The organism is uncultured Bacteroides sp., assembly GCF_902491285.1.
GTDB lineage: Bacteria > Bacteroidota > Bacteroidia > Bacteroidales > Bacteroidaceae > Bacteroides.
The window spans coordinates 1-20,160 of record NZ_CABUHK010000091.1; the positions used below are offsets into that span (position 1 = coordinate 1).

Here is a 20,160-nt window from a genome sequence, read left to right on the forward strand (position 1 = left end):
AGACTAGCGGTAAACAAGAACTTTATGAAGCAATTCTGAATATGTATTGCTAATTGAATCTAACATTAAGGTGGTAAAGCAGTGGTTGGACTGCTGCTTTATCACCTTCTTTTGTATCTAATCCAACTACTACACACTACTTATCCAATTTATAAAAACTATGAATAATACAACGAACGAAGGAAGCAAACTCTATTTGTATTCCATCACATCCGTTGCTATCCTGGGGGGACTGCTTTTCGGCTACGACACGGCAGTGATTTCCGGCGCAGAAAAAGGCTTGGAAGCTTTTTTCCTTTCGGCTTCCGATTTCCAATATAACAAAGTAATGCATGGAATCACTTCTTCCAGTGCATTGATAGGTTGCGTACTTGGTGGTGCGCTCTCTGGCATATTCGCATCCCGTCTGGGGCGTCGTAATTCGTTGAGGCTTGCCGCCATACTCTTTTTCCTTTCAGCATTAGGTTCTTATTATCCTGAAGTCTTGTTTTTCGAATACGGAAAGCCGAATATGGACTTGCTGATTGCCTTTAATCTGTATCGTGTCTTAGGCGGTATCGGTGTCGGGCTGGCATCTGCCGTTTGTCCGATGTATATCGCGGAAATAGCCCCTTCCAATATTCGCGGAACACTTGTTTCGTGTAACCAGTTTGCCATTATCTTCGGTATGTTGGTGGTGTACTTTGTGAATTACCTGATTATGGGTGACCATCAGAATCCTATCATCTTGAAAGATGCTGCCGGAGTCTTATCGGTAAGCTCCGAGTCTGATATGTGGACTGTACAAGAAGGATGGCGCTATATGTTTGGTTCGGAAGCTTTTCCTGCTGCATTTTTTGGTTTGTTATTGTTCTTCGTGCCGAAAACTCCCCGTTATTTGGTGTTGGTACAACAGGAAGAAAAAGCCTTTTCTATTTTGGAAAAAATTAATGGCAAAGCAAAAGCTCAGGAAATCCTTAATGATATCAAAGCTACCGCCCACGAAAAGACAGAAAAACTCTTTACTTATGGAGTGGCAGTAATTGTTATCGGTATCCTTCTTTCCGTATTCCAACAGGCTATCGGCATTAATGCGGTACTTTACTATGCTCCGCGCATTTTTGAAAATGCAGGCGCAGAAGGTGGCGGTATGATGCAAACGGTTATTATGGGTATCGTAAACATCATCTTCACATTGGTTGCTATCTTTACAGTAGACCGCTTCGGACGTAAACCGCTATTGATTATCGGTTCTATCGGTATGGCAGTAGGAGCATTTGCAGTAGCAATGTGTGATAGCATGGCTATAAAGGGAATCTTCCCGGTAGTTTCGGTTATCGTATATGCCGCATTCTTTATGATGTCATGGGGACCGATTTGCTGGGTATTGATTTCAGAAATCTTCCCGAATACAATTCGTGGCAAGGCAGTTGCCATCGCTGTAGCTTTCCAATGGATATTTAATTATATTATATCTTCCACTTTTCCGGCATTGTACGATTTCAGTCCGATGTTCGCATACAGCCTTTATGGAATTATCTGTGTAGCTGCCGCAGTTTTCGTTTGGCGTTGGGTGCCCGAAACGAAAGGCAAGACACTGGAAGATATGAGCAAGCTTTGGAAGAAAAATAAGTAAATTAGGTTAGTGTAATTTCATCGTGTCGTCAAGGCTTCAGTGTGACAGCACGATTCTATCAAGATTATGACATCATGCCAATGGTATGGTGTCATAATCATTTGTATTACATAATGAGAAAAAACATCCATCATACTATCATTCATTTTTGTATTATCTTTATTATCAGAAAAATAAGTATGATAGATATGTTCGTAAAAAGGTATCTATCATTCTTTTATCATAAAAATTAAGTATCTATCATACTTATACCGTATCTGTTTTAGTCTAGTATCAGGTGGGAATATCCATTTAAAGGCGTAAGGATACATACTTTATAGTAAGATAACCCATATTTTACAGTTCAATAATCTATTTGGAATAGTAGTCTTTTTATAGCCCACATATGTAGGCTGTACAGCCCGCATATGTAAACCATACAGCCCACGTATGCAGGCTATATATCACACATATGTGGGCTATAAACTTGTCGCTATTAAAGTTGGATTATTAAGGTATAATGACCGGATTTATACGGGTTCATTGCGACAAAAACAAGCTATTTTATGCCTGTCCGGCCTTTATTCGGAGATTTTATTAATGATAGATGCCCTGTTTTGGTGGTATAAGTATAATGGATACCAAATCTGTATTAACGGTCAGAGGTATTCTCCACTAATTCGGTAGGTTTGCCGCCCAAGAGTTTTTCCAAGTCATGTAATTGGCGATGATAGTCCTGCAATATTTGACTGACGAAACCACGATAGCAGGAAGCTGCTATCAGGAAGTCCGACCATTTCGTCCATTCTTCAAATATCTTTTGGCATTCTGCACGAGGTGAATTTTGTAAAGCCAGGAAATGTAGACAAGCCTTTTGCATCTCCGGCATTCCATTTTCCCATGGACGGTCGAGGTTGGTTAACGCCTTGATGAAATGCTTGATTTTGTGGTGTAACGCCGCTAGGCGCTGTGATTCCGAACGATCGACTGATACGGTAGGGCATAGTCGATGTGATTGGGCTAAATAAAACTGTTTTAGTTTCTCTTTTTCTTCCGGATTGGGAGAGTCTGCTTCTTGCCGATTGTTTCGAACAGCTTTTACAGGTGCATTGCTTTGTTCTTCATGCCTGCTACTGAGGTTGAAGCAGGTTCACTGCTTCGTGGAATAAAATGTTATGCGTTGCAAATATACGATAATTCTCGGAAGTCACAAATTAAATAGCACAAGAATCTGTGTGAAAATTGTGTGGTGTTAAAGTGCAATAGTTGTTTCTGAAATACATATTGTTATGGAAAGTTGTAAATATAATTGTATATAAATCTTATCTATATTCATGTTCTCTTATAAACTCATCAGCTATATAGAGATTGCCATACAAATAGAGACCTGTATTTTTATTATGTAAGTCTGCGCAGGTTTTACTTTCATAAAATAATTCCAATGCTCTTTCGGGAGCAATATTCAGCCGTTTTGCCAGTTCGGCTGATATGCAGCCAATCCGGTTACTTAATATCATTTCTTGGATAACAGGGGATTTTACGGGGGCATTCTGCAGATTCTGTTCCATCATAACTAAGGTATTTATCAATTAATTTTTGGTTTAACAGACAAATTTGATTGTTCGGCTGGTGCATAGCGAGACGTTGCAAAGCTACATCTGCACTCATTAATCCTGTCATATATAAATTTATGGTATCAATAACACGGTCGTTAGCTACACCACCTTCGATATAATCGTAATTAGCTGCCGGATTCAATCCTTTTCGGCTGTTTACTATAAAATCCAGCCATTCGGCATCGTAGGCTTTAAATATTTTGCAATGTCCTTCTTTCATAATCGTGTCACGGTCTAATTGATACATGTTAATTAATGCTTTAGCCTGTCTCTTGGCCGATATAGCTATAGCCCATTTGAAGGCTTGCTCTTTAATGTTTGTAACATAGAATCCCTGTCCGAAATCAAGGTTTTTGCGTCCGAAACCACAGATGGGATTAATAACTATTCTGTTCCGCCATGATATACAGTTATTTTTATTTTTTACTCTCCCATGTAATTAAACACTCTATCATATTATCTGTCACATGTTCACGACTTTCGGTATGAAGTACCTCATAATTAGGTAGAATATAATTTGCTATCATCCCTACGGACTTCATTCGAGCGTATATTTCTTGATAGGATTTGCCGAGCCGACGTGCAGTTCCTTCAATGCAAGAAGCAACGAAAGCTAATTTAATTTCAGTTGGTGATAATTCTATAAGTTGTTCCATATTGTTACCATTTATGCAAATTCTACTTTATTTTGTTTACGTATTCCTATGCTTGGCATAAGTGCTATGCATACACAAATATAGAAGTATTACTTCATAAAACAAAAAAAATGGCAGATTATCCAATATAGGTAGGTCTGTTTTTTCTATGTGATTCAATATTTAAGTATAATGCTTTTTTATTTTGAAGACCGCTGGAACGATGTCTACGAGGTCAGATTGAAGAAATAAAAATAGTGACGCTATCCTGTCACGATGGCGTCACTATATGCTTAGGATAGCGTCACTATCCGGGGCACATAGTGACGCTATATTTTTACCTCGAAGAAGTACCGCTTTCCAATATGCTAACGATAGAAAACAGGGTGAAACAGATTGCTCCTAATCCTGTTAAAACACGTGCCGGAATAAAATAATCAGCATGTACCGTTGCAACTTCAAACACGAAAGCAGCTAGAAACAAGCAGGCTAATGCCGTCAATATCGGAATCATGGGGATACGGTTGGCCAGTTTAAATTCCTGTCTCCATATTTTGGCTAACAGGATTACTTTGCTGGAAATGCTGTAACAAACCAGACCGAGACCAAGCATAATATATCCCGTGGTACCATTTGCGCTACCTGAATCTGCGAAAATTACAAATATTCCCCATATAAAAGAGATTGAGCCCATTAGTAGCACCAGTTTCGGCCATTTGCTTCGTTCCTTCTCCTGGTATTCATTACGTATTTGACGTGCGATAGTAGCTACCAACGCAATCAGACTGGTACAAATACATGCAAGACCTACCATTACATGACCTGCTACAAAATAAGCGGGATGGGAATGGCTGTTGCTTAATAAGATAAAAGCCCATATCCATGCGATAAGGGAAATAATGGTTGCAATAATTACTAATACCCGTCTTTGCCCTACAGAGAACGCTCCCTGTGGAACTTCATATCCTGTCGTTTTTGAATTGCCCGGAATCAAAGAAAAACGAGTGGAAGAAGTGGCGGCAGTAGCTACACAAGTAGTGATAAATCCTACCCCTGTAATCACATGACCTGCGACGAAGGCAGAAGTGGAAGTGGCATTACTGAAAATATAGATACCACTGATAATGGTAATTGTAGCTGCCAAATATCCTATGATGGGCAAAACATATTTCGCCGTCTGGTTATAAGTATGTATGATTTGCCGGATAATGGTGGCTGCCGTACAAAACAGCGCAATACATATCATACCTAATGAAAATACGACAGGGCCTGCTACAACACGGCTGCCTGCATCTCCGTAACCATAAATGAATGCCCCGTATCCGAAGCAAAAAAGTGCCATCGCCAAAGGGATTGCTCTGAATAAAATACTAATACCGTAATTCATAAAGTTAAGTGCTTTTAGTTTTTTCACTACAACAAGGATATATCCGTTTTGTTTAGGCTATAAGCCGTTTATAATCATTAACTTCATATGATTCTGATTAAAAGTCATTGCTTTTTGCTCAACTAAACAAATGTTTTTGTAAATTTGCACCCTTAAAAACGGGGATACCCCTCAAAGTGTAAATTGTAAATAGTAAAATCGTAGATACAGCTATGAGTAAGAGATTTACTGAGTATTCGCAGTTTGACCTTTCACAGGTGAACAAAGATGTGCTGAAGAAATGGGACGAAAACCAGGTTTTCGCCAAGAGTATGACAGAACGTGATGGCTGCCCTTCGTTTGTGTTTTTCGAAGGACCACCCTCGGCTAACGGTATGCCGGGTATTCACCATGTAATGGCTCGTACGATTAAGGATATTTTCTGCCGTTACAAAACGATGAAAGGTTATCAGGTGAAGCGTAAAGCCGGATGGGATACGCACGGACTGCCTGTGGAACTGAGTGTGGAAAAAGCATTAGGTATCACAAAGGAAGATATTGGTAAGAAAATCTCTGTTGCCGATTATAATGCCGCTTGCCGCAAGGACGTGATGAAATACACCAGAGAGTGGGAAGACCTGACTCACCGGATGGGATATTGGGTGGATATGAAGCATCCTTATATCACATACGACAACCGCTATATTGAAACATTGTGGTGGTTGCTGAAACAATTGCATAAAAAAGGACTGTTATACAAAGGATATACTATTCAGCCGTATTCTCCGGCTGCCGGAACAGGTTTGAGCTCGCACGAGTTGAACCAGCCGGGTTGTTATCGGGATGTAAAGGATACAACAGCCGTTGCCCAGTTTAAGATGAAGAACCCCAAACCGGAAATGACAGAGTGGGGAACTCCTTATTTTATAGCATGGACAACCACTCCGTGGACGTTGCCTTCAAATACGGCTCTTTGTGTAGGACCGAAAATTGATTATGTTGCCGTACAGTCTTATAATGCTTATACCGGAGAACCGATTACAGTTGTTTTGGCAAAGGCTTTATTGAGTACTCTCTTCAATCCGAAAGCGGCAGATCTGAAGCTGGAAGATTACAAGGCCGGAGATAAACTTGTGCCATTCAAGGTTATTGCCGAATATAAAGGTACCGACCTGATTGGTATGGAATACGAGCAACTGATTCCTTGGGTGAAACCGGTTGAAGTATCCGAAGACGGTACTTGGAAAGCCAGTGATAAAGCCTTCCGTGTAATACCGGGTGATTATGTGACTACAGAAGATGGTACGGGTATCGTTCACATTGCACCGACATTTGGTGCGGACGACGCGAATGTGGCGCGTGCAGCAGGAATACCGTCACTGTTTATGATTAATAAGAAAGGTGAGACTCGTCCGATGGTAGACCTGACAGGTAAATTCTATCTGTTGGATGAACTGGATGAGACTTTCGTCAAAGAATGTGTGGATGTAGACAAATATAAGGACTATCAGGGCGCATGGGTGAAAAATGCCTATGATCCTCAATTTATGGTAGATGGCAAATACGATGAGAAAGCTGCACAGGCTGCCGAATCTCTGGATATTGTCATTGCCATGATGATGAAAGCAGACAACAAGGCTTTCAAAATAGAGAAACATGTCCACAACTATCCGCATTGCTGGCGTACAGACAAACCGGTACTTTACTATCCGTTGGATAGCTGGTTTATCCGTTCTACGGCTTGCAAGGAACGGATGATGGAACTGAACAAGACTATCAACTGGAAACCGGAATCTACCGGAACAGGTCGTTTTGGCAAGTGGTTGGAAAATCTGAATGACTGGAACCTGAGCCGTTCCCGTTATTGGGGTACTCCGTTACCAATTTGGCGCACGGAAGATAATACAGATGAAAAGTGTATCGAGTCTGTAGAAGAACTTTATAATGAAATAGAAAAATCGGTAGCTGCCGGATTTATGAAATCCAACCCGTACAAAGACAAAGGTTTTGTCCCGGGCGAATATACCGAGGAGAACTATGATAAGATTGACCTTCACCGTCCTTATGTAGACGATATTATATTGGTATCGAAAGACGGTCAGCCGATGAAGCGTGAATCTGACTTGATCGATGTTTGGTTCGATTCGGGTGCTATGCCTTATGCACAGATTCATTATCCGTTTGAGAATAAGGAACTACTGGATAATCGCCAGGTATACCCGGCCGACTTTATCGCAGAAGGGGTAGACCAGACACGCGGATGGTTCTTTACGCTGCACGCTATCGCTACCATGGTATTTGACAGTGTGTCATACAAGGCTGTTATTTCTAACGGACTGGTGCTTGACAAAAACGGTAATAAAATGTCCAAGCGCTTGAACAACGCTGTCGATCCGTTCACTACGATTGAGAAGTACGGTTCCGATCCGTTGCGCTGGTATATGATAACTAACTCTTCTCCGTGGGATAACTTGAAGTTCGATGTGGAAGGAGTGGAAGAAGTTCGCCGTAAGTTCTTCGGTACTTTATATAATACCTATTCGTTCTTCGCGCTTTATGCCAATGTAGACGGGTTCGAATATAAGGAAGCTGACGTGCCGATGGCGGAACGTCCGGAAATCGACCGTTGGATATTGTCCGTGCTGAATACATTGATTAAAGAGGTAGATACTTGCTATAATGAATATGAGCCGACAAAGGCAGGTCGTTTGATTTCCGACTTTGTGAATGATAACTTGTCTAATTGGTATGTTCGCCTGAACCGTAAACGTTTTTGGGGCGGTGAATTTACACAAGATAAATTGTCTGCATACCAGACACTGTACACCTGTCTCGAAACAGTTGTCAAATTGATGTCTCCTATATCACCGTTCTATGCAGACCGGTTATATACGGATTTGATTACCGCAACAGGACGTGATAATGTGGTTTCCGTCCATCTGGCTAAATTCCCGGAATGTCAGGAAGAGATGATAGACAAGGAATTGGAAGCCCGTATGCAGATGGCACAGGATGTGACCTCTATGGTACTGGCATTGCGCCGTAAAGTGAATATCAAGGTTCGCCAACCACTACAGTGTATCATGGTTCCGGTGGTAGATGAAGAGCAGAAAGCTCATATCGAAGCTGTGAAGAACTTGATTATGAATGAAGTCAATGTCAAAGAAGTCAATTTTGTTGACGGTGCTGCCGGTGTATTGGTGAAGAAAGTAAAATGTGACTTTAAGAAGCTCGGTCCGAAGTTTGGAAAACAGATGAAGGCGGTGGCTGCCGCTGTTGCGGATATGTCGCAGGAAGCAATCGCCGAACTCGAAAAGAACGGAAAATATGCGTTGAACCTGGATGGAGCGGAAGCGGTCATCGAAGCGACGGATGTAGAAATTTTCAGTGAAGATATTCCGGGATGGCTGGTTGCCAATGAAGGTAAGTTGACTGTGGCACTTGAGGTTACCGTTACCGAAGAATTGCGTCGTGAGGGTATTGCCCGTGAATTGGTGAACCGTATTCAAAATATACGTAAATCAAGCGGTTTCGAGATAACAGACAAAATAAAAATAACAATCTCGAAAAATACGCAAACAGATGATGCGGTAAAAGAATATAATACTTATATTTGTAACCAGGTTTTAGGCACATCTTTGGAACTTGTTGATGAAGTGAAAGACGGTACAGAGCTTAGCTTTGACGATTTCTCACTGTTCGTGAATGTGATAAAAGACTAATACTATATTGATTAACCTCTTAAAATTGTAAGATTATGGCAGAAAAGACTAGATACTCAGATGCGGAACTTGAAGAATTCCGTGCCATCATTATGGAGAAACTGGAATTGGCGCAACGTGACTATGAACAGTTGAAGAAGAGTTTGATGGGATTGGATGGTAATGATACCGATGATACATCTCCTACATATAAGGTGCTGGAAGAAGGAGCGAATACGCTTTCCAAGGAAGAAACAACCCGCCTGGCACAACGCCAGTTGAAGTTTATCCAGGGGTTGCAGGCAGCTTTGATACGTATCGAGAACAAGACGTATGGTATCTGCCGTGAAACCGGTAAATTGATTCCGGCGGAGCGTCTGCGTGCTGTTCCTCATGCCACTTTGAGTATTGAGGCAAAAAACAGTGGTAAAAAATAATAGATAGCTACACAAGCTACGAGTGACGAGCTACAAGTAGCTGCGCAAAGTTTACGCACGGCACTTGTAGCTCGTTATGCTTAATTTATAATGAACACATGAAGAAACTATTCACGAAGGGGAGAATTGCCCTTCTCGTTATCTTTTCCGTATTGATTATCGACCAGGTCATTAAAATCTGGATTAAGACTCATATGTACTGGCACCAAAGTAATCGTGTGACAGACTGGTTTTATATTTATTTCACCGAAAACAACGGTATGGCTTTCGGTATGGAAATCTTCGGAAAATTATTCCTGACCACATTCCGTATTGTTGCAGTGGCATTGATAGGCTGGTATCTCTATAAAATAGTGAAGAAAGGCTTTAAAACCGGATACATTGTTTGTGTGGCTTTGATCCTGACCGGTGCATTGGGAAATATTATAGACAGTGTTTTCTATGGAGTTATTTTCAATGAAAGCACACATTCCCAGATTGCAACGTTTATGCCTGAGGGTGGGGGATATTCCACCTGGTTTTACGGTAAAGTGGTGGATATGTTTTACTTTCCGATTATAGATACGAACTGGCCTACGTGGATGCCATTTGTAGGTGGGGAACATTTTATATTCTTCAGCCCGATCTTTAATTTTGCGGATGCCGCCATTAGTTGCGGTATCATTGCTTTGTTGCTCTTTTATAGTAAATATCTGAATGAGTCCTATCATTCATTGGATAAAGATAAAAAGGAAAGTGCGAATCATGAATAATAAATTTCGGTTTCATCTGTGTCTTGTCTGTATGCTTGCGTTTGCAGTAGCCGGATGTAAAGTGAAAAGACCTAATGATGTAATTTCGGAATCGAAGATGGAGAATCTGCTATATGATTATCATCTGGCAAGATCCATGGGAGACAATCTGCCTTATAGCGAAAACTATAAGAAAGCGTTGTATATCGATGCTGTTTTCAAGAAGCACGGGACTACACAAGCTGCGTTCGACTCATCTATGGTCTGGTACACACGTAACACAGAAGTACTGTCGAAAATTTATGATAAGGTGCGGAAACGTTTGAAAGACGAGCAGGAACTTGTCGGTGACCTGATTGCCAAACGTGACAAGAAGCCGAAGATGACAAAATCCGGTGACAGTATCGACGTTTGGCCGTGGCAACGCATGGTGCGCCTGACCGGTGAAATGATGAATAATCAGTATGTATTTGCTTTGCCGACCGACTCTAATTACAAAGACCGGGATACATTGGTGTGGGAAGTGCGTTATAACTTCCTCAAACCGATGCTTGCCGATTCTTTAAGGTCTGTTACCATGGCAATGCAGGTGATATACGAGAAAGATACTGTCAATCATTGGGAAACAGTGACCGAACCGGGTGTTCGGCAGATACGCTTGTTTGCAGATACATTGGGGCAGATGAAGGAGATAAGAGGATTCATTTATTATCCTGTGGGAAATAAGGAGAAGGCGGGGGCACTACTGGCCGATCGTTTTATGATGACCCGTTATCATTGTACAGATACACTTGCTTTTGCAGTCCGCGATTCGCTGAACAAGATAGAAGCCTTGCGTGTGGATTCTCTTAAGAAGCTTTCTGATAAGGAAAAAGCTGATTCTTTGCATAAAGTGGTAGAAGAAAATAAAGAGGATATCCAACGTCTGACACCGGAAGAAATGAACCGCCGCCGTACGGGAACTCACCGTGAGAAGAGACCGGAACAGATTGAAGTTGAGCAGCATATCCAACAGGAAAGACTAGAACAAAGAAGAGAGCGGCAGATGAACCAACGTAAGCGGCAGCAGCAAAGAAATCAACCTCGCTAGTTATTATGAAACGATTTGCATCTCATTATTTACTGATACCTGATGTCGGATTTGTGAAACAACAGGTGGTGGAGATAAATGACGAAGGAACTGTTCGGAGTATATTCCCATTGACTGAAGAAATAGAGTCTGTGGAATGGATGCCGGGAGTTATTGTGTTGCTTTCTGCAAATCAATATAAGCTTGCAGGTACGGATTACGCGGATTATACGGTTTTCTCATTTAAACCGTGTAATCAGTGTAATCTGTACCTGAATAATTTTAATAGGTATCTTCGTGAAATGGAAAAGAAAGGAGAAGCCTTATGGCCTTATTTGTTTTATCCTTTTGATTTTACTTCCATGCAGCCTGTCGACGGAACTCGGCACAGATTACTGCGGTAGCGATAGCTACATTGAGTGATTCGGACGTTTCCTGGCCTTGCGGGTAATTGGGAATATAAAGTTTCCGGTTGATTAACGTTTCCACTTCTTTTCCTATACCGTTACCTTCGTTTCCCATCACAATCAGTCCGGTAGCGGATAATGGTTGCTTGTACATATTCTCTCCATCCAGAAAAGTGCCGAATACAGGAATATCATCTCCAAGTGAACGTATAAAATCAGTAAGAGAAGTATAATGTACCTTTACCCGTGCGATTCCGCCCATCGTGGCTTGCACTGTTTTGGGGTTATATACGTCTACCGTATTCTGTGAGCAAATGATATGCTCGATGCCGAACCAATCAGCCAACCGGACAATAGTGCCTAAATTCCCCGGGTCCTGAACATCGTCCAATGCCAGACAAAGAGAGTGGCGCGCAACTTCCGGGTCAAGAGTATATTGGGGTTGTTCAAAAACGGCAAGTACCTGCTGGGGAGTTTTCAGCAGACTGGCTCGGGAAAGATCTTCCTGAGAAACTTCTACGATTTCATTTGCATGAATATCCGGATGTTTTTGAAGCCATAATGAAGTGGCAGCCAAAAAACGACAAGGAAAATGTTCAAGTAAATCACCTGTCAGTTTGGGGCCTTCAGCAAGAAAAACCCGTTCTTCCTTTCGTATTTTCTTCTGTTCCAGCGAGTGGATATATTTTATTTTGTTTTTACTTAGTGATGCCATAAATTTGATATTCTTTTGCAAAGCTATAAAGATATTTCCAATCTATCCTCACTTTTCTCTCTTTTTCTTAATTTATTTTCCCCATCGGAAAATATAATTTATCTTTGTAATCGCATTTTTATGCTATCGATGTAAACAACCGTATGAGGAGAAATTTTCTTTTTTTGATTGCTTCCGCTGCTGTCCTGTCACTTGCTTCGTGCACTGCCACCAAGTTTGTGCCGGAAGGTTCTTATCTGTTGGATGAAGTCAAGATTCGTACGGACCAGAAAAATATCCGCCCTTCTTCTTTACGCATGTATGTTCGTCAGAATCCTAATGCCAAGTGGTTTAGTCTGATAAAGACACAGCTTTATGTCTACAACCTTTCGGGACGTGATTCTACCAAATGGGGGAACAAGTTTCTGAGAAGAATAGGAGATGCTCCTGTGATATACAGTGAGGAAGAAGCGCAACGTTCTGAGGAAGAAATTACAAAAGCTGTGCATAATATGGGGTATATGGCAGCGACGGTGAAACGTTCGGTGAAGATAAAGAAGAAAAAGATAAAACTGTATTATGACGTGACGGCAGGAAAACCATATATTGTCCGGTCTATTAAATATGATATAACCGACCCTAAAATAGCCGGTATCCTAAAACGGGATTCTGCCAGGAGCTTGCTGAAAGAGGGGATGTATTTTGATGTCAATGTATTGGATGCAGACAGACAGCGTATCACGGACAGACTATTGCGGAACGGTTATTATAAATTTAATAAGGATTATATTGGCTATACCGCTGATACGGTTCGTAATACTTATAATGTAGATTTAACTCAACATTTGCAGCCGTATAAAGTTCATGCGGGTGATTCCGCAAAGGCGCATCAGCAGTATTGGATTAACAAAATTAATTTCATTACGGATTATGATGTGTTGCAGTCTTCTGCAATGAGCAGTGTGGAGGTCAATGACTCTGTACATTATAAAGGATATCCGATTTATTATAAAGACAGACTTTATCTGCGGCCCAAAGTGCTTACGGATAATCTTCGTTTCGGTCCTGGAGATTTGTATAATGAACGGGATGTACAGCAGACGTATTCCAGTTTCGGACGTTTGTCTGCATTGAAATATACTACTATCCGTTTTGTTGAGACTCAGATAGGAGATTCGACAAAGCTTGACTGCTATGTGATGCTGACTAAAAGTAAGCATAAATCTGTGGCTTTCGAGGTAGAGGGGACAAACTCTGCCGGTGACTTGGGCGCAGCGGCTTCCGTCTCTTTTCAGAACCGGAATCTTTTTCGGGGGTCGGAGACTTTTATGATAAAATTCCGCGGTGCTTATGAAGTGATTTCCGGACTTCAGGCGGGTTATTCAAATAATAACTATACGGAATATGGAGTAGAGACGAGTATCAATTTTCCCAATTTCCTGTTCCCTTTTCTTTCTTCGGATTTTAAGCGGAAGATACGGGCCACTACGGAGTTCGGATTACAGTATAATTATCAGTTGCGACCTGAATTTCTGCGTACGATGGCTTCCGCTAACTGGAGCTACAAGTGGACTCAACGTCAGAGAATACAACATCGTATCGATTTGATTAATATCGGTTTCCTCTATTTGCCGCGTATTTCCGACAAATTCAGAGAGGATTATATTAATAAAGGACAAAATCAGGTTTTTCAGTATAATTATCAGGACCGGTTGATTATAAATATGGGATATAGCTATAATTATAATAGTGTAGGCGGATCTATCGTAAATAATACAATCGCTGCCAACTCATATTCTATCCGTTTTAATTTTGAATCTGCCGGAAATGTAATGTATGCTTTGTCAAAAGCGACAGGCATCCGGAAGAATGCTAATGGCGAGTATGCCATTCTGGGTATTCCTTATGCCCAATACCTCAAGGGAGAATTCGATTTTGCTAAAAATATAAGAATTGATTATCGTAATTCATTTGCGTTTCATGCAGGTATAGGAGTGGCAGTTCCTTACGGAAATGCGAAAACGATCCCGTTTGAGAAACAATATTTTTCAGGCGGAGCTAATAGTGTCCGCGGCTGGTCGGTACGTGATTTGGGACCGGGCTCTTTTGCTGGAAATGGGAACCTGTTGGATCAATCCGGAGATATCAAGCTGGATGCCAGTATTGAATATCGGAGTAAACTGTTCTGGAAGTTTCAGGGAGCGGTATTTGTTGATGCGGGTAATATTTGGACTATCAGGAGTTATGCGAATCAGCCGGGGGGCGTTTTCGAATTTGATAAGTTCTATAAACAGATAGCAGTAGCCTACGGACTAGGACTGCGGCTTGATTTGGATTTCTTTATCCTTCGTTTTGACGGGGGTATGAAGGCGGTTAATCCGGCTTTTAAAACTAGAAAAGAGCATTTCCCTATTGTCCATCCTAAGTTTAGTCGCGATTTTGCTTTCCATTTCGCAGTGGGATATCCTTTCTGACCAGCCATTTATTATATTTCCTTATTAATTCGAGCGTATCTTTCAAGGCGCTTATCTGTTTCATTTCTCCATTAATCGGATTTATGATATATGCATTTTTTATTTGGCAGACAATCGTTGCTCTTTCAGAGTTGGCGTCTATCTCACTTGAGATGACTGAGGCTTTGGCTGCTCCTTGTGTTTTTAATTGATTCAAGTGAGTTTGCCGGACATTAGATGCCAGAAAACTGAGATAGGATAGGGAAGAAGGCGTGCTATATTCTTCGGCAAGCGGATAGTTGAGGTTATAAAAAGCTTCACAAAAATCGATTGCTGCCTGCTCTATCTGGGTTTGCGGGGGGTGTTGCCGGCATGACAGACATGTGAAGAATAAGGATGAAAGTATAAATAGACGTAGCTTATTCATGGTGTAAAATATATTTGTAGTCAGGAATGATAATGAAAAAGGAGATGAAACCTATCCAGATGAGTTTCATCTCCTTGACTATTGTTTTCTTGAATTAATTATTAACGGGCTGCAAACATAAGGTTGCTTGTTGTTGCCTGACGGGCTGCCATCATACCTTGGGCATCCAGTGTAACATTCATTTTTTCACCGTTTGGCAAGAACAAATCAGCCGTGCCGTCATTGTTCATTTTTACCAGTTCTGTGCTTTCGCCGTTTGCTACAACATTCCAGGTATTGGCTTCTCTGTTGTAAATCAGATCCATCGAAGCAGTTTCACCTTCTTTAGTGATAGAATAACCATTCTCAAGTGTTTTCACCATGTAGTTGCCGTTTTCTCCTTTTACTTTCTTCACGTCACCTACGTTAGCCATCGGATTGGAGCCGCTCCAAAATTCAATAGAGTTGATTACTAAAGCGTCAGCCAGATAAGCTACACCGTAAACCGGAATGATGTTGAAAGCCAGAAATACAAGTTCATTCACGAATTTGTTTCCAACAGACTGGTTCCAGGAAGACAAGCGATTGAATAAACCGAATGAACCTACACAAGAACTGAATAATAGGCTGCCGCTAAGTACTACTGCGACTAAAGACAGTTTCCCTCTTTTCATGTCAAAATGTTTTTTTTGATTAATAAAAAATGTTTGTATATTCTCTTTTAAATGTATGCAAATATAATGTTTTTAAATTAATCAAGGTTATTATTCCTACTTTTTATATGATTTAGATTTTCGTCGCTGCAATTCGTTCCCGATAATATGGTCGATTGAAAACTTACCGGGACCGGCGATGTACATGATTATAAACACGACTAAATAAATGAGAGCCATCTCTTTAACTGCAAATACATCATTTGCATGAATTATAAAAAAAGCTACAATCATTGTAAAAATCATCGGAATCATTGCCAATCGGTATAGGAATCCGACGATGAATGCCATTGAACACACCAGTTCGCCAAAAATAGCTAGTCCGAGAGATATGGGGCTTCCTATTCCTAAAGGGTCGGGAAAGACTGCCGATAACTCCTGGAAACTACTCCATTTTTGTATACCATGGTTCATTAATAATATACCGAAGATTATCCGGACTGCCAACAGCAATAAAGATGCTTTTGTTGTATTGGGCTTTGTGGGAAATAAAAAATTGTAAATCATAAGTTGTTCTGTTTTTAAAGTTCATCTTTGTTTATATAAACATAAAATATCTTTAATTTGTTCTATGACGATTATAAAATAGAGTCGTGTGATATTGAAAAGAAATAAGTAACTTTATTCGTGAATAAATAAACTTTGTATCTTTGTCGAAAAAATAAATAGAATAGATATGGCACAACATACTTATGACAACGAATCTGTTCAGGAATTGCTGAACTGGGCGAAAAAGATGCTTGAAACGAAAAATTATCCGACTGAAAAATATCAGCTTAATAAATGCACTACAATTATTGACAGTAAACAGTATTTGGAGTCTTTGAGCGCAATGATTGACAGAAACTGGGAAAATCCAACGTTTTATCCTATTATCGAGCAATTATGGGAGTTTCGGGAGAAATGGGAGAATAAGGAAGGGTAGTATGAACGGCGGATGCCATTGTTCATAAATAAATGTGCACTCCATCACGCCTGATGAGAGTGCACAATAATCAAAATAAACATATAATACTCGTGTCTTTAATAAGGTCACGAGAAATAAGGGTGTGCAAATATACACCGAATAGTCACAAAAATCGACTGTTTAGTCGCATTTTTAATCTATATAGGCAAAATTTACATTTGTTTGGGTGCCTAAAAAGGCAACCATCTTTTCTTCTTTTTCAGAGATGGCTTTTCTTCTTCACCATTTTGGCTGTATATGTCTGCGAATGTCTTTTTCTCTTTTATCATTTCATAGATAACTCCCCAGTCCGGCAGCCCACCTAGATTCCGGTCGTCTATGAACATATCGGCTTTCAACTTTCGGGAGAAGCCCTGATGGTCTTTTTGTTCCTCAGGATAATCCTTATTGACTGCATAAAACTCTAGGCCTCTGGCTTTGCACCATTCGACGGCTTCGTCCAGAAGCGAGCCTTCGCGCACACTCCATAATATTAAACGATGCTTTTCTTGTTGCAACAACTTCAGTGTATCAACTGCGAATGGAATTTCTTCACCAATACGCGGGTAACGATGCTCTACAATCGTTCCGTCAAAATCAACAGCTATAATCATAGTTTTTTTTAATACCTAATTTTAGACAAAGATACGGACAGTAAGCCAAAAAAACGTATCTTTGTTCCGAATTAACATTTTAATAAAAATTATAAATACATGAACAATTCCCCTCAGCGTGCTGCTAAAGGCTTTACGAGAGCTTTTTGGGTCAGCAACACAGTCGAACTGTTTGAACGTATGGCGTATTATGCTGTTTTTATCGTTCTCACTATTTATCTATCTTCTATTTTAGGTTTTAATGATTTTGAAGCAAGTATGATTTCCGGACTTTTCTCCGGTGGGTTGTATCTGCTTCCTATTTTTTCCGGTGCTTATGCCGATAAAATCGGTTTCCGGAAATCAATGATTATAGCATTTTCCTTATTATCGGTCGGATATTTGGGATTGGGAGTTTTGCCTACCTTATTGGAAGCTGCCGGGTTGGTAAGTTATGGTGCAACGACTCAGTTTAATGGTTTACCCGACAGCTATTCCCGTTGGATGATTGTGCCTGTCTTATTTATTCTTATGGTAGGCGGTTCTTTCATCAAGTCTATAATTTCCGCTTCTGTAGCCAAGGAGACAACGGAAGCTACTCGTGCCCGTGGTTATTCCATTTTTTATATGATGGTAAATATGGGTGCTTTCACCGGTAAGACGATTGTCGATCCTTTGAGGAATGTCATTGGTGAACAGGCGTATATATACATTAACTATTTTTCAGGGACAATGACTGTCATTGCTTTGCTTGCCGTTGTTTTTTTATATAAATCGACCCATACGGCGGGAGAAGGAAAAAGCCTTCGCGAAATAGGACAGGGATTTATGAGGATTGTAACAAACTGGCGTTTGTTGATTCTTATATTGATTGTCACAGGATTCTGGATGGTGCAACAGCAGCTTTATGCTACGATGCCTAAGTATGTGATTCGTATGGCTGGTGAAACGGCAAAACCAGGCTGGATTGCCAATGTGAATCCTTTTGTAGTGGTATGTTGTGTTAGTTTTATCACACGCCTGATGGCAAAACGCAGTGCTATCACTTCAATGAATGTGGGGATGTTTTTAATTCCTGTTTCGGCCTTACTGATGGCGTGTGGAAACTTGCTCGGCAGTGATCTGCTTTCCGGAATAAGTAATATTACGTTGATGATGGTTGCAGGCATTGTAGTGCAGGCACTTGCCGAGTGTTTCATTTCACCGCGTTATTTGGAATATTTCTCTTTGCAGGCTCCTAAAGGAGAAGAAGGAATGTATTTAGGATTCAGTCATTTACATTCTTTTCTTTCTTCTATCTTCGGTTTCGGACTGGCGGGAATCTTGCTGACTAAATATTGTCCGGATCCGGCTTTGTTTGAGACACGTGCGGCATGGGAAGCTGCAAGCGGAAATGCCCATTATATATGGTATTACTTTGCTGCGATTGGTCTGATTGCTGCCGTAGCGTTGCTATTATTTGCGAAAATCACCGAATCCATCGACAAAAAGAAGAAGTCTTATCAGTAAATCTCTTCTTTTTTACGTATATTTGCCGTCACTTTGCTGTAAAAGTTGACGGCATTTTGCATTTTAATAAAGAAGGTAAAACATGAAAGTAAAATTTATAAGCTTGGCGAGTGGCAGTAGCGGGAACTGTTATTATCTGGGCACTGAGACCTATGGAATACTGATTGATGCTGGAATCGGTATTCGTGCTATAAAAAAAACACTGAAGGATTTTAATATCTTGATGGATAGTATCCGTGCCGTATTTATTACGCATGACCATGCAGACCATATCAAAGCTGTAGGCCATTTGGGTGAGAAATTGAATATCCCGGTTTATACAACGGCACGTATTCACGCAGGAATCAACCGCAGTTATTGCATGACGGAGAAGCTCAGTTCATCGGTTCGTTATCTAGAAAAACAAGAACCTATGATTTTAGAGGATTTCCGTATCGAATCTTTCGAAGTTCCGCATGATGGTACGGATAATGTGGGATATTGTATTGAGATAGACGGCAAAATATTTTCTTTCTTGACGGACCTTGGGGAGATTACCCCTACGGCAGCTCATTATATAAGCAAAGCACATTATCTGATTCTGGAAGCTAACTATGATGAAGAAATGCTCCAAATGGGACCTTATCCGCAATATTTGAAAGAACGAATCACAAGTAAGACCGGGCACATGAGTAATTCGGACACTGCTGAGTTTCTAGCGGAAAATATTACTGAGCACTTGCGGTATATTTGGTTATGCCATTTGAGTAAAGACAATAATCATCCGGAATTGGCTTTTAAAACTGTAGAGTGGAAATTAAAGAACAAAGGGGTTATTGTTGGCAAAGATGTGCAACTGCTTGCTTTAAAGCGAAATACGCCTTCCGAGCTTTATGTGTTCGAATAAAATTGAAAAAAATATAGTAAAAAAGCTGCATTATTGTTTGGTCAAATAAAATAAAAGACCTACTTTTGCAACCGCAAACGAGGAAATAAGCACTCTTAGCTCAGTTGGTAGAGCAACTGACTCTTAATCAGTGGGTCCAGGGTTCGAATCCCTGAGGGTGTACAAATTCCAAAGTTGCAGCGTAAATTTAATGTTGCACTCTTAGCTCAGTTGGTAGAGCAACTGACTCTTAATCAGTGGGTCCAGGGTTCGAGTCCCTGAGGGTGTACAAAAAAAGAGGTAATTAATTGCCTCTTTTTTTGTATATCAATACTTGAATGATAATAAAAAAAGGGGCTCAGTCTGAAAACTTGGGGGATTGCGTTAAAATTCTTATTTTTGCATCATGAAAACATCCTCTTCCC

At 40.6% G+C, this 20,160-nt stretch carries 19 protein-coding genes, 2 tRNA genes and 1 pseudogene; 12 read left to right on the forward strand and 10 right to left on the reverse strand.

All coding sequences use genetic code 11. From position 1 onward, the window contains the following. The first annotated feature begins 160 nt into the window (after window positions 1–160). The gene (gene xylE / locus RDN93_RS18605) at window positions 161–1,615 is read left to right on the forward strand and encodes a D-xylose transporter XylE (protein ID WP_308746878.1); all 1,455 of its coding nucleotides are present in this window, start codon (window positions 161–163) and stop codon (window positions 1,613–1,615) included. A 631-nt stretch (window positions 1,616–2,246) separates the two neighbouring features. Here the strand turns inward: xylE and RDN93_RS18610 are convergent. From RDN93_RS18610 to RDN93_RS18630, 5 genes and pseudogenes are all read right to left on the reverse strand, one after another. Next, entirely contained in the window at window positions 2,247–2,483 is a 237-nt protein-coding gene (locus RDN93_RS18610) for a hypothetical protein (RefSeq protein ID WP_308746879.1), read from the reverse strand. 433 nt (window positions 2,484–2,916) lie between these two features. Next, window positions 2,917–3,165, reverse strand: coding sequence for a hypothetical protein (locus RDN93_RS18615; protein ID WP_308746880.1), 249 nt, complete (start codon window positions 3,163–3,165; stop codon window positions 2,917–2,919). Continuing rightward, window positions 3,098–3,630: pseudogene (locus tag RDN93_RS18620) on the reverse strand (DUF3990 domain-containing protein). The gene RDN93_RS18615 and the pseudogene RDN93_RS18620 overlap by 68 nt, the downstream one beginning before the upstream one ends. Further along, entirely contained in the window at window positions 3,627–3,866 is a 240-nt protein-coding gene (locus tag RDN93_RS18625) for a DUF3791 domain-containing protein (RefSeq protein WP_308746881.1), read from the reverse strand. Before RDN93_RS18625 ends, RDN93_RS18620 begins: the two are co-directional and overlap by 4 nt. 316 nt (window positions 3,867–4,182) lie before the next feature. After that, window positions 4,183–5,232, reverse strand: coding sequence for a DUF2776 domain-containing protein (locus RDN93_RS18630; protein WP_308746882.1), 1,050 nt, complete (start codon window positions 5,230–5,232; stop codon window positions 4,183–4,185). Window positions 5,233–5,444: 212 nt separating this feature from the next. Here RDN93_RS18630 and ileS point away from each other — a divergent pair, with 212 nt between their 5' ends. The 5 genes from ileS (at window position 5,445) to RDN93_RS18655 (ending at window position 11,553) form a co-directional block, all read left to right on the forward strand. After that, complete coding sequence (gene ileS, locus RDN93_RS18635) at window positions 5,445–8,933, forward strand: isoleucine--tRNA ligase (RefSeq protein WP_308746883.1); 3,489 nt, start codon at window positions 5,445–5,447, stop codon at window positions 8,931–8,933. A 35-nt stretch (window positions 8,934–8,968) separates the two neighbouring features. Further along, window positions 8,969–9,349, forward strand: a complete 381-nt coding sequence (locus tag RDN93_RS18640; protein WP_065538645.1) for a TraR/DksA C4-type zinc finger protein — start codon at window positions 8,969–8,971, stop codon at window positions 9,347–9,349. 98 nt (window positions 9,350–9,447) lie between these two features. Further along, on the forward strand, window positions 9,448–10,101 hold the full coding sequence (locus tag RDN93_RS18645) for a lipoprotein signal peptidase (protein WP_303876641.1): 654 nt from the start codon (window positions 9,448–9,450) through the stop codon (window positions 10,099–10,101). Beyond that, a complete protein-coding gene (locus tag RDN93_RS18650) occupies window positions 10,094–11,170 on the forward strand; it encodes a DUF4296 domain-containing protein (protein WP_308746884.1) in 1,077 nt (358 codons plus the stop codon). The genes RDN93_RS18645 and RDN93_RS18650 overlap by 8 nt, the downstream gene beginning before the upstream one ends. 5 nt (window positions 11,171–11,175) lie before the next feature. Continuing rightward, window positions 11,176–11,553, forward strand: a complete 378-nt coding sequence (locus RDN93_RS18655) for a hypothetical protein (RefSeq protein ID WP_308746885.1) — start codon at window positions 11,176–11,178, stop codon at window positions 11,551–11,553. Here the strand turns inward: RDN93_RS18655 and RDN93_RS18660 are convergent. After that, complete coding sequence (locus tag RDN93_RS18660) at window positions 11,504–12,271, reverse strand: RNA methyltransferase (protein ID WP_308746886.1); 768 nt, start codon at window positions 12,269–12,271, stop codon at window positions 11,504–11,506. The genes RDN93_RS18655 and RDN93_RS18660 overlap by 50 nt on opposite strands. 143 nt (window positions 12,272–12,414) lie before the next feature. Between RDN93_RS18660 and RDN93_RS18665 the strand changes: the two genes are divergently transcribed. Further along, a complete protein-coding gene (locus tag RDN93_RS18665) occupies window positions 12,415–14,724 on the forward strand; it encodes a BamA/TamA family outer membrane protein (protein ID WP_308746887.1) in 2,310 nt (769 codons plus the stop codon). Here RDN93_RS18665 and RDN93_RS18670 read toward each other — a convergent pair. The 3 genes from RDN93_RS18670 to RDN93_RS18680 all read right to left on the reverse strand — a co-directional run bounded on the left by RDN93_RS18670 (window position 14,678) and on the right by RDN93_RS18680 (window position 16,329). Continuing rightward, the gene (locus RDN93_RS18670) at window positions 14,678–15,130 is read right to left on the reverse strand and encodes a hypothetical protein (protein WP_308746888.1); all 453 of its coding nucleotides are present in this window, start codon (window positions 15,128–15,130) and stop codon (window positions 14,678–14,680) included. The genes RDN93_RS18665 and RDN93_RS18670 overlap by 47 nt on opposite strands. Before the next feature lie 101 nt (window positions 15,131–15,231). Continuing rightward, the gene (locus tag RDN93_RS18675) at window positions 15,232–15,783 is read right to left on the reverse strand and encodes a DUF3332 domain-containing protein (RefSeq protein WP_308746889.1); all 552 of its coding nucleotides are present in this window, start codon (window positions 15,781–15,783) and stop codon (window positions 15,232–15,234) included. Window positions 15,784–15,879: 96 nt separating this feature from the next. After that, window positions 15,880–16,329 (reverse strand): DoxX family protein, encoded by a 450-nt coding sequence (locus tag RDN93_RS18680; RefSeq protein ID WP_308746890.1) that lies wholly within the window; start codon window positions 16,327–16,329, stop codon window positions 15,880–15,882. Between the two features lie 169 nt (window positions 16,330–16,498). Between RDN93_RS18680 and RDN93_RS18685 the strand changes: the two genes are divergently transcribed. Then, window positions 16,499–16,747, forward strand: coding sequence for a hypothetical protein (locus RDN93_RS18685; protein WP_308746891.1), 249 nt, complete (start codon window positions 16,499–16,501; stop codon window positions 16,745–16,747). Window positions 16,748–16,959: 212 nt separating this feature from the next. Here RDN93_RS18685 and RDN93_RS18690 read toward each other — a convergent pair whose 3' ends face one another. Next, complete coding sequence (locus RDN93_RS18690; protein WP_022138799.1) at window positions 16,960–17,382, reverse strand: BT0820 family HAD-type phosphatase; 423 nt, start codon at window positions 17,380–17,382, stop codon at window positions 16,960–16,962. A 99-nt stretch (window positions 17,383–17,481) separates the two neighbouring features. Here RDN93_RS18690 and RDN93_RS18695 point away from each other — a divergent pair, with 99 nt between their 5' ends. The 4 genes from RDN93_RS18695 (at window position 17,482) to RDN93_RS18710 (ending at window position 20,024) form a co-directional block, all read left to right on the forward strand. Then, window positions 17,482–18,870, forward strand: coding sequence for a peptide MFS transporter (locus tag RDN93_RS18695; RefSeq protein WP_308746892.1), 1,389 nt, complete (start codon window positions 17,482–17,484; stop codon window positions 18,868–18,870). Between the two features lie 82 nt (window positions 18,871–18,952). Continuing rightward, window positions 18,953–19,756 (forward strand): MBL fold metallo-hydrolase, encoded by an 804-nt coding sequence (locus RDN93_RS18700; RefSeq protein WP_308746893.1) that lies wholly within the window; start codon window positions 18,953–18,955, stop codon window positions 19,754–19,756. Window positions 19,757–19,845: 89 nt separating this feature from the next. After that, window positions 19,846–19,918, forward strand: a tRNA-Lys gene (locus RDN93_RS18705). 33 nt (window positions 19,919–19,951) lie between these two features. Then, window positions 19,952–20,024 (forward strand) — tRNA-Lys (locus tag RDN93_RS18710). Window positions 20,025–20,160 lie beyond the last annotated feature (136 nt).

Excerpts from the sequence above, each read along its gene's own strand:
- RDN93_RS18655 (WP_308746885.1), top strand. The coding sequence starts at position 11,176 with ATGAAACGATTTGCATCTCATTATTTACTGATACCTGATGTCGGATTT.
- RDN93_RS18665 (WP_308746887.1), top strand. The coding sequence starts at position 12,415 with ATGAGGAGAAATTTTCTTTTTTTGATTGCTTCCGCTGCTGTCCTGTCA.
- RDN93_RS18670 (WP_308746888.1), bottom strand. The coding sequence starts at position 15,130 with ATGAATAAGCTACGTCTATTTATACTTTCATCCTTATTCTTCACATGT.
- RDN93_RS18610 (WP_308746879.1), bottom strand. The coding sequence starts at position 2,483 with ATGCCGGAGATGCAAAAGGCTTGTCTACATTTCCTGGCTTTACAAAAT.
- RDN93_RS18650 (WP_308746884.1), top strand. The coding sequence starts at position 10,094 with ATGAATAATAAATTTCGGTTTCATCTGTGTCTTGTCTGTATGCTTGCG.
- ileS (WP_308746883.1), top strand. The coding sequence starts at position 5,445 with ATGAGTAAGAGATTTACTGAGTATTCGCAGTTTGACCTTTCACAGGTG.
- RDN93_RS18695 (WP_308746892.1), top strand. The coding sequence starts at position 17,482 with ATGAACAATTCCCCTCAGCGTGCTGCTAAAGGCTTTACGAGAGCTTTT.
- RDN93_RS18660 (WP_308746886.1), bottom strand. The coding sequence starts at position 12,271 with ATGGCATCACTAAGTAAAAACAAAATAAAATATATCCACTCGCTGGAA.
- RDN93_RS18630 (WP_308746882.1), bottom strand. The coding sequence starts at position 5,232 with ATGAATTACGGTATTAGTATTTTATTCAGAGCAATCCCTTTGGCGATG.
- RDN93_RS18675 (WP_308746889.1), bottom strand. The coding sequence starts at position 15,783 with ATGAAAAGAGGGAAACTGTCTTTAGTCGCAGTAGTACTTAGCGGCAGC.
- RDN93_RS18680 (WP_308746890.1), bottom strand. The coding sequence starts at position 16,329 with ATGATTTACAATTTTTTATTTCCCACAAAGCCCAATACAACAAAAGCA.
- RDN93_RS18645 (WP_303876641.1), top strand. The coding sequence starts at position 9,448 with ATGAAGAAACTATTCACGAAGGGGAGAATTGCCCTTCTCGTTATCTTT.
- RDN93_RS18615 (WP_308746880.1), bottom strand. The coding sequence starts at position 3,165 with ATGATGGAACAGAATCTGCAGAATGCCCCCGTAAAATCCCCTGTTATC.
- RDN93_RS18625 (WP_308746881.1), bottom strand. The coding sequence starts at position 3,866 with ATGGAACAACTTATAGAATTATCACCAACTGAAATTAAATTAGCTTTC.
- RDN93_RS18685 (WP_308746891.1), top strand. The coding sequence starts at position 16,499 with ATGGCACAACATACTTATGACAACGAATCTGTTCAGGAATTGCTGAAC.
- RDN93_RS18690 (WP_022138799.1), bottom strand. The coding sequence starts at position 17,382 with ATGATTATAGCTGTTGATTTTGACGGAACGATTGTAGAGCATCGTTAC.
- xylE (WP_308746878.1), top strand. The coding sequence starts at position 161 with ATGAATAATACAACGAACGAAGGAAGCAAACTCTATTTGTATTCCATC.
- RDN93_RS18700 (WP_308746893.1), top strand. The coding sequence starts at position 18,953 with ATGAAAGTAAAATTTATAAGCTTGGCGAGTGGCAGTAGCGGGAACTGT.
- RDN93_RS18640 (WP_065538645.1), top strand. The coding sequence starts at position 8,969 with ATGGCAGAAAAGACTAGATACTCAGATGCGGAACTTGAAGAATTCCGT.